The following is a 9019-nucleotide window of genomic DNA, read 5'->3' on the forward strand; positions in this document are numbered from 1 at the left end:
AGGGCGTATTGATCGCACCGATTCGCCGTGTCCCCATCACGGAAGGACAACCCCCCGCCCCCTTCAGCTACTGGCACTACCAGCAGGCACTCGACATTCAGAAGCTGGCCGATGAAGACGCCCGTCAGGCAAAAGAAGCCAAACTCGGTTATGGGCTGGGGGATATCGAGAAAGCCGTCCGGGAATCAGACGACACATTCTTTCAGAACCAGCGGGAAGATCTGGATCAGGCCATTGAGCATTTTCGTGCCTGCCAGAGCCTACTGGATCAACACTGTGGTATTGAGCTGGCGCCCCCTTCCCGCAATATTCTAGAAGTTCTGGAAGAGTGTCGAGGTGCCGTCAATCATCTGGGGCGCGACAAGCTATCGCCCGCGAACGAATCCGAAGGCAGTGCCTCCGAGGCGGTTGAAGCGACCGGAACGGAAGACGCTCCCGCGAACACGCCCGCTACCCGAAAAGCGCTGGATCGCGACGAGGCCTTCCGTCAACTTCGGGAGATTGCCGAATTTTTCCGCACCACCGAACCCCACTCCCCGGTGTCCTACCTGCTTCAGAAAGCCGTCAAGTGGGGCAATATGCGTCTGGACGAACTGATTCAGGAGCTGATACCAGACGAGAGTTCTCGCACGCATTACAGCGAGCTGACGGGCGTAGAAATCACCGAGGATTAACCCCGTAGAAGGCAGTAGTGACGACCAACCAAACCAATGACAGAGGATTAGGGATTATGTCCGACAGTATCCACGACAAGCTCAAGCGCGTGCGCAAGCCTCGCGTTCATATCACCTACGATGTTGAAACCAACGGCACGATCGCCGAGAAGGAATTGCCCTTTGTCATGGGCGTGATGGGGGACTACTCGGGTGATAACACCGAGGCCAAGAAGTCCCTGAAAGACCGGAAGTTCTCCCAGATTGATCGGGATAACTTCAACGACATCATGGGCAAGGTCAACCCCAAGCTGGGATTCCAGGTGGCCAACAAGCTGGAAGATGATGACAGCGAAATGAAGGTCGAGCTCGACTTCAACCGCATGGAAGACTTTGAACCCCATCGGATCGTGCAACAGGTCGAACCGCTGCGCAAGCTGATGGACACCCGCAATAAACTGCGTGATCTGTTGACCAAAGCAGACCGATCCGAGGATCTTGAAAACCTGCTGGAAAGTGTACTGAGTGATACCGAAGCGCTGGCCGCCCTGTCCGGTGAGCTGGGTGTGGGTGCAGAGCAAAAGGAGGAAGCGAAAGATGGCGAATAACGAAGAACAGGTAATGGAGCAGGCGGAAGCCGATGTACAGGAAGTCAGCTTTCTCGAGCAGGCCATTACCGCGACCCGACAGACTCCGGCGGACGAGACTCAGGATCTGCTCAAGACCCTGACCCAGGAAGCCATGAACGGCACGGTCAAATGGGACAAAAACCTGACCGTCACCATCAATCGCGCCATTGCGGCAGTCGATCAGTTGATGTCCCAGCAACTGTCGGAAATCATGCACCATGAAAAATTCCAGAAGCTTGAAGGCTCTTGGCGTGGACTGAACCACCTGGTGATGAACTCCGAGACCGGCTCCCAGCTCAAGATCCGCATGCTCAACCTGAGCAAGAAAGAACTGACCAAGGATCTCGAGAAAGCGGTGGAGTTTGACCAGAGCCAGATTTTCAAGAAAATTTACGAAAGCGAATTCGGCACCGCTGGCGGTCAACCCTACTCCGCGCTGATTGGCGACTATGAGTTCTCCTCTCACCCAGACGATATCTCGCTGCTCAGCCAGATGTCCAACGTGGCCGCCGCCGGCTTCTGCCCCTTTCTGACCGCTGCGGCGCCGCAGATGTTCGGCTTTGAGGATTATACCGAGCTGTCCAAACCGCGCGATCTGGAAAAGATTTTTGATTCAGCGGAGTACATTCAGTGGCGCAGCTTCCGCGAGAGTGACGATGCCCGCTTTGTGACCCTGACCATGCCCCGGGTACTGGCCCGCCTGCCGTACGGCCAGTCGACCAAACCCATTGAGGCGTTCAACTACGAAGAAGTACCGGTGGGTGAGGACGGCAAACATCGAGCCACCGAGCACGATGATTATTGCTGGATGAACGCTGCTTACGCACTGGGCACCACCCTGACCAAAGCCTTCGCCGAGTACGGCTGGTGCACCAGCATTCGCGGTGCCGAAGGGGGCGGTCGTGTCGATGGGCTGCCCAGCCATACCTTTGTCAGTGACGATGGTGACGTGGATCAGAAATGCCCGACCGAAATCGGCATTACCGACCGCCGTGAAGCAGAACTGAGCAAGCTGGGCTTTCTGCCGCTGTGCCACTACAAAAATACCGACTACGCGGTATTTTTCGGGGCCCAGACCGCACAGAAGCCGCCCAAGTTTGATGATCCCGAGGCGAGCGCCAACGCGGCGATTTCCGCCCGTCTGCCGTACATCATGGCAACCTCCCGCATCGCCCACTTCCTGAAAGTGATGGCGCGCGACAAGGTCGGCTCGTTCATGGAAGCGGGGGAAGCCGAAGAGTGGCTCAACCGCTGGATCGGCAACTACGTGAATGGCAGCCCCGGCGCCAGCGCCGAAATGAAAGCCCGCTTCCCATTGGCCGAGGCTCACGTCGAGGTCAAGGAAGTCCCGGGCCAACCCGGCGTATTCAATGCGGTCGCCTGGATGCGCCCCTGGTTGCAGATGGAAGAGCTGACCGCCTCCCTACGCCTGGTAGCCAACATCCCCAAGGCGGGCTAAAGCCAGCGCCCAAATAGGGCGGCGGAGGGATCCGCGCCCTATTGTTTTTTTCTTCTTAACGGATTCTCTGGCACGCAATGTCAAATCACCTTGCCACCCCATCGGTGTCCTCAACCCCGGATGTCCCGGCCGCAGCTCGGCTGGATGCCGTGTGTGAACGGCCCCCGAAGCTGACCGGACTGGATGACTTTCTGACCGAAAAGAATCCACAGCGGGCGCTGGCCTACTTTCTGTCAGAGCTGGCGCCAGACGGCCCTCTGCGTAGCGTACTGGACATTGAAATCGCCGTGCATCGGACCGTTGCCCGCATCGATCGACTGATCAGCCACCAGATCAACGCCATCATTCACCATCCGCGTTTTCAGACGTTGGAAGCGGCATGGCGCGGTGTCTGGTATCTGACGTTGCAGGCCGAGGGCGCACGCAACATCAAGATCAAGCTGCTTGATATTGCCTGGACAGAGGTGGCCCGGGATATTGATCGTGCCCTGGACTTTGACCAGAGCCAACTGTTCCAGAAAATTTACAGTAACGAATACGGTCACCCGGGAGGCGAGCCTTTTGGCGTGTTGATCGGCGACTATCAGGTAGCGCACCGCCCGTCGTCGCGCCACCCACAGGATGACATCGCCACCTTGGAGGGCCTGGCTCAAATCGCGGCGGCGGCGTTCGCCCCCTTCATTGCCAGCGCCTCACCCGAGCTGTTTGGCCTGGACGATTTTGCCAAGCTTGGCGAACCAATCAATCTGGAAGCCATTTTTTCCCAACAGGAGTACGTCCGTTGGCGGGCGCTGCGCGAAAAATCCGACGCCCGCTTCATTGGCCTGACACTCCCGAGAACCCTGATGCGCCGTCCCTATCGGACCACCGCGGGCAGTTATAAAGGGGTGCCGTTTCGGGAAGAAAAAGGCGGCCGCCAGGGAGATGGATACCTGTGGGGCAGTGCCAGCTTTGCCTTTGCCGGTGTGTTGATTCGCGAGTTTGCCAATGTCGGCTGGTTTGGCCACATTCGTGGCGTTCCGCGCAATCAGATCGGGGGCGGACTGGTAACCACCCTGCCGGTGGATCACTTCGACGCGGACCCGGCGGCTCTGGCCCCCAAGCCGCTAACCGAAGTGATCATCACAGATCGGCGTGAACGGGAGCTGGCCGAGTTGGGATTGATCCCGCTGTGCCAGAGTTACCAGACGCCGTTTGCCGCTTTCTACAGCAATGCCTCGATTCAGAGGCCTGCTCGGGACACAGACCAGGGCGTAAACGCCCGGCTTTCCGCCATGCTGCAGCACGTCTTGTGTGGCTCACGGGTAGCCCATTACATCAAGGTCATGATCCGGGACAAAATCGGGGCGTTTATCAGCGCCGATGAATGCGAGCAGTTTCTGCGTCAGTGGTTGTTCCGCTATACCACCGGACGGGAAGATCTGGAGTGGGAGGAGCAGGCCCGTTACCCCTTGCGCGAAGCCGCCGTGAACGTCGAAGAACACCCGGAGCGGCCCGGACAATACCTGTGCAAAATTCATCTGGTGCCTCACTACCAGATCGACCAGATGGTCTCGGAATTGGAACTGGTCACCGAACTGGTACAGACCGGCTGACGGCCCTGAAGGAGAGAGGGAATCATGAGTCATATCGCAAAAACCCGCGAGCTGCGCCCATCCATCCTGGATCGCCTGCTTGATCACGACCCACAGGCTGTGCGCGAGCCCGCGCCGGCACGCCACCAGTACCTGAGCGAACTACGCCAGAGCGTGCGGCGAGATCTGGAGAATCTGCTCAACAGCCGTTTCTGCATGATCGAGCCCCCGCAGGAGTGTCCGGAAGCTACCCACTCCCTGCTCAATTACGGCCTACCGGACCTGGCAACCGTGAACATTTCCGACGCCGAAAAAAAGCAGCGCTTTGTGCAACAGCTCGAACGCATACTGCGGGAGTATGAACCCCGGTTCAAAAGCGTGCGGGTGACTCACCTCGAGAACCGGGAGCGCACCGACCGAACGCTGCGCTTTCGTATTGATGCGGTGCTATGGGCCGACCCAGCGCCGCAAAGCGTGGTGTTCGACTCGATTCTCGAGCCGGTCTCACGCAGCGTGAACGTCAAGGAGTCGCTCCATGGCTGATGAACTGCTGCCTTACTATGAGCGCGAGCTGGCTTACATTCGGCAAATGGGCGCCGAGTTCGCCAAAGAGAACCCGAAAATCGCCAGTCGCCTGGGTATCTCCACCGAAACTATCGAGGACCCCCATGTGTCCCGGTTGGTGGAAAGCTTTGCCTATCTCAATGCGCGCATTCAGAATCGCCTTGACGATGACTTCCCCGAATTCAGCGACGCATTGCTCGGCACCCTGTTTCCCCACTATCAGCGGCCAATTCCGGCCATGAGCATTGTGCGCTTCGAGCCCGACCCGGAACAGCTTGAACGGCCCTTTGTGGTTCCCAAGGGCACCGAGCTCGACACCCGTTCCTTCAAGGGCGAAAAGTGTCGCTTCAGCACCTGCTATGACACCACCCTGACACCGGTCGAAGTGGCCGAGGCACAACTGATGGGTCGCCCCTTCAACACTCCCGGGGCGGATCGAATGCGCGGCGCGGCCAGCGTGCTCAAGATTCGCCTGACGCCGCTCTTGGAGGGAAACAACCTGGCCGAGAGTCTGCCCCGGTCGCTACGGTTTTATCTCAAGGGCCAACCGCAATACATCCACCCGCTGTACGAGTTGTTGATCAATCGGTGCGAGAATCTGGTGTTGAGCGATGGCGCCAGCCGGCCCGTCTTTCTCGGTGGCGACCAGGTGCAACCGGTCGGCTTCGGCAAAAACGAAGGACTCCTGCCCTACCCCGACAATGCGTTCCTCGGGTACCGCCTGCTGACCGAGTATTTTGCTTTTCCCGAAAAGTTTCTCTTCGTGGACATACAGGGACTGGACCTGTCCCGTCTGTCACCGACCCTCGACTCCCTGGAGCTGTACCTTTACCTCGATGATGCGGATGTGGAGCTGGAGCATCACATCAACGCGGCGCACTTTGTCACCGGTTGCACACCGGTGGTCAATCTGTTCGAACATCAGGCCGACCCGATTGATCTGGATCACCGTCAGTACGAGTACCAGATTCAGCCCGACATCCGTCGGCCCTCGGGCTACGAAGTGTTTTCGGTAGACCGCGTGATCGCCGCAGACGCCTACGGTAAAAGCGCCGAGTACCGACCGTTTTACGGGCTCAATCACGACCGGCACTACCATCAGGATCAGACCTTCTGGCACGCCCAGAGGCGTCACGCGAAACTCAAACCGGATAACCGGGATGAGGGCACCGATGTGTTTCTCAGTCTGGTGGATCTGGAGTTTTCCCCCAGTTCCGCCCGGGAAAAGACACTACTGATCGACACCACCTGCAGCAACCGGGACCAACCGGCACGACTTCCGTTCAATAACCGGGAGCCTCAACTGCAATGCGTTGACGGCAGTCCTCCCACCCGACAGATCCGGTGCCTGACTCAACCCACGGAAACTATTCGTCCGGCATTGGGTAACGCCGCTCGCTGGCAGTTGCTCTCTCACCTGCAACTGAACCAGCGTTCACTGACGGCTGGCGAAAGCGGTGAAGCCTTGCGGGAAATTCTGCGCCTGTACGATTACCGGCAGACCTCGGCGCATCGCTCCCTGATCGAGGCAATCACCGACCTGAAGGTCCGGCCGGTAAACGCACCGATTCAGGTCGCCGGTCGACCCACGCTGTGCCGGGGAATGGAAGTGACCCTGACGCTTGACGATCGCTTGTTGTCCGGCGTCAGTCTGTGTCTGTTCACTCGGGTGTTAGAGCATTTCTTTGCGCTCTACTGCTCCATCAACTCATTCAGTCAGCTTCGGGTCAAGCGCAAAGGCTACGACGGTTTTTACCGGATCGGGCCTATTCGATCCGGGGGTAAAGTATGTCTGTGATCGCACAGCTTCAGGCCGAACCGGAAGCCTTCAGCGCCCTGCAGATACTGCGTCTGCTCGAGTTTCACGGCTCCGAGCCATCCCTTTCGGAGCAGTCCCCGCACCGCCGGCCACTGCGCTTTGCCCCCGGCGTCGATGTGCGCCCTCTTTCTCAGGAAGCCATCCGGTTCAGCGGCCAGCACCGCCTGACGTTTCCCGCCGCGGAGATTGAACAGGTTGAGCCACGCGGTGAGCAGTGGTCGGTTCAGTCCAATCTCCTCAGTCTGGATGGCGCGCTGGGCCCGCTGCCCTACCACTATACCGAGCTCCTGCTTGAGCGGCAGAAGGCCAAAGACCCGGCCCTGACCCGCTTTCTCGATCTGTTCAATCATCGCAGCATGAACCTGTTGTGGCAGGCGGCGAGTAAATATCGCCTGCCCCTGGAATACGAGCGCGCTCGACGCCACCGTGGCTCGGCCACCACCATAGACCGACACACCGAGATGCTCCTGTCACTGTTGGGGCTGTCGCCGCGTCTGCTTCCGGACAACCCGGATCTTCCCGCCGAGGCACTGATCTATTACGGCGGACTGCTTTCACAGCCGGTGAAAACCGTCGACAATTTCGAGCAGATTCTCCAGGGCTATTTCCAGGTTCCCATCAGCCTTTCGACCTTCTCCGGCGCCTGGTGCGAGGTGCTGCCGGACATGCGCTGCCAGCTTCCGTCTCTGACCCAGCCCCGCGGACAGAATAACTGTCTCGGTCGTTCGACATTGCTCGGGCAAAAATCCTGGCTGGCCCAGAACCAGGTGGACGTGACCATTGGCCCGCTCGACCGGGCCCAGACCGAACGGTTTGCACCGGGCAGTCCGGCACTGAAAGCCATGGACCAGCTCAGTGCGCTGTACCTCGGTTGCGAGCATCAGTTCAACCTGCAACTGAAGGTTCGCTCCGAGGCTCTGCCCAAACAACTGCCGATCGGCACTGGCACGCCGGGGCAGCTCGGCTGGAATTCCCGGCTGCCCCGGTCAGCCTCTCGCCCGGACAGCGCCAACGCCACCCAGAATATTCCCGTGTCCACCCGGACGCCGGAGTCTCAAACATCTCATACAATCCGTCCCAAAGGACCCGGCCGTGCCGCCGCCTGAACGGTGACGCAGCGGTCATACTACAAGGAGTCGACATGATTACTCTGGATCTGAAATCTCTCGTCAACAAGCTGAACAACACCACGCGCAATGCGCTCGAAGGGGCGGCGGGCATCTGCCTGTCCCGCGGTCACTACAACGTGGAAGTCGAACACTGGTGGGTCAAACTGCTCGAGGTCGACGACACCGACGCGCAGGCCATTCTGGAGAAATTCGAGCTGTCGCCGGACACCCTGAGTCGCGCTTTCAATCGCGAACTGGATCAACTCAAAAATGGCAGCACTCGTCCACCCGCACTATCGCCCAACGTGGTAGAGCTGGCCAAGCAGGCCTGGGTACTGGCGTCAGTGGAATACGCTCACAGCCAGGTCACCAGTGCTCACCTGCTGGCCGCTCTGCTCCTGGATGACAGCTTGCGTCGATCGGCCGTGGCCAGTTGCCCCGCGCTGGAGTCACTCGCTCCGGAATCCGTCCGGGAGCTGGTCAAGGCACTGGTGGGCACTACGGCCGAGTCGCGGGAGCTACCGCCCGAACACGGGGTGGACGAAGTTCCTTCCAATACCGCCCAGGCCAGCAACACACCCTGTCTGGACAAGTACACGGTCAACCTCACCCAGGCGGCCAAAGATGGGAAAATTGATCCAGTCTGGGGTCGGGACCAGGAGGTCCGTCAGATTGTCGATATCCTGATCCGTCGCCGACAGAACAACCCCATCCTGACCGGCGAAGCCGGTGTCGGGAAAACCGCCGTGGTGGAGGGTTTTGCGCTGCGGATCGCCAAGGGTGATGTCCCCGAGCCGCTGAAGAATGTAGTGCTGCGCAGCCTGGACTTGGGACTGCTGCAGGCCGGAGCCAGCGTAAAAGGCGAGTTTGAAAATCGTCTGAAGTCTGTCATCGCCGAAGTCAAAGCCTCGCCCCAGCCGATCATCCTCTTTATCGACGAGGCGCACACCATGATCGGTGCCGGCGGTAAAGAGGGACAGGGCGATGCCGCCAACCTGCTCAAGCCCGCTCTGGCCCGGGGCGAACTGCGCACCATTGCCGCCACCACCTGGGCCGAGTACAAAAAGTACTTCGAACGCGATCCGGCTTTGACCCGGCGCTTTCAGGTAGTGAAAGTGGAGGAACCGAATGAAACCAAGGCCATTGATATGATGCGGGCCATCGCTGGCATGCTCCAGGCACACCACAAGGTGCGGATCATGGACGAGGCGA

At 59.2% G+C, this 9019-nt stretch carries 8 protein-coding genes; all 8 read left to right on the top strand.

Features of this window, described 5'->3' with window-relative positions; all coding sequences use genetic code 11:
• On the top strand, window positions 1-674 hold a 674-nt coding region (locus tag B3520_RS05075), incomplete at its 5' end, for an ImpA family type VI secretion system protein (RefSeq protein WP_414673876.1).
• A 56-nt stretch (window positions 675-730) separates the two neighbouring features.
• Window positions 731-1261 carry a type VI secretion system contractile sheath small subunit gene (gene tssB / locus B3520_RS05080; RefSeq protein WP_286806256.1) on the top strand — a complete coding sequence of 177 codons (531 nt, stop codon included), beginning with the start codon at window positions 731-733 and terminating at the stop codon, window positions 1259-1261.
• On the top strand, window positions 1251-2741 hold the full coding sequence (gene tssC, locus B3520_RS05085; protein ID WP_024462219.1) for a type VI secretion system contractile sheath large subunit: 1491 nt from the start codon (window positions 1251-1253) through the stop codon (window positions 2739-2741). Before tssB ends, tssC (B3520_RS05085) begins: the two co-directional genes overlap by 11 nt.
• A gap of 77 nt (window positions 2742-2818) precedes the next feature.
• Entirely contained in the window at window positions 2819-4336 is a 1518-nt protein-coding gene (tssC, locus tag B3520_RS05090; protein ID WP_286806255.1) for a type VI secretion system contractile sheath large subunit, read from the top strand.
• Window positions 4337-4360: 24 nt separating this feature from the next.
• A complete protein-coding gene (tssE, locus tag B3520_RS05095; protein ID WP_286806254.1) occupies window positions 4361-4858 on the top strand; it encodes a type VI secretion system baseplate subunit TssE in 498 nt (165 codons plus the stop codon).
• Window positions 4851-6677, top strand: a complete 1827-nt coding sequence (gene tssF, locus B3520_RS05100; RefSeq protein WP_286806252.1) for a type VI secretion system baseplate subunit TssF — start codon at window positions 4851-4853, stop codon at window positions 6675-6677. The genes tssE and tssF overlap by 8 nt, the downstream gene beginning before the upstream one ends.
• On the top strand, window positions 6668-7804 hold the full coding sequence (tssG, locus tag B3520_RS05105; RefSeq protein WP_286806250.1) for a type VI secretion system baseplate subunit TssG: 1137 nt from the start codon (window positions 6668-6670) through the stop codon (window positions 7802-7804). The genes tssF and tssG overlap by 10 nt, the downstream gene beginning before the upstream one ends.
• Before the next feature lie 35 nt (window positions 7805-7839).
• The coding region (locus tag B3520_RS05110) for a Clp protease N-terminal domain-containing protein (RefSeq protein WP_286875552.1) at window positions 7840-9019 on the top strand (1180 nt) is incomplete at its 3' end.

This window comes from Marinimicrobium sp. UBA4509 (genome assembly GCF_002388575.1).
Lineage (GTDB): Bacteria > Pseudomonadota > Gammaproteobacteria > Pseudomonadales > Cellvibrionaceae > Marinimicrobium > Marinimicrobium koreense.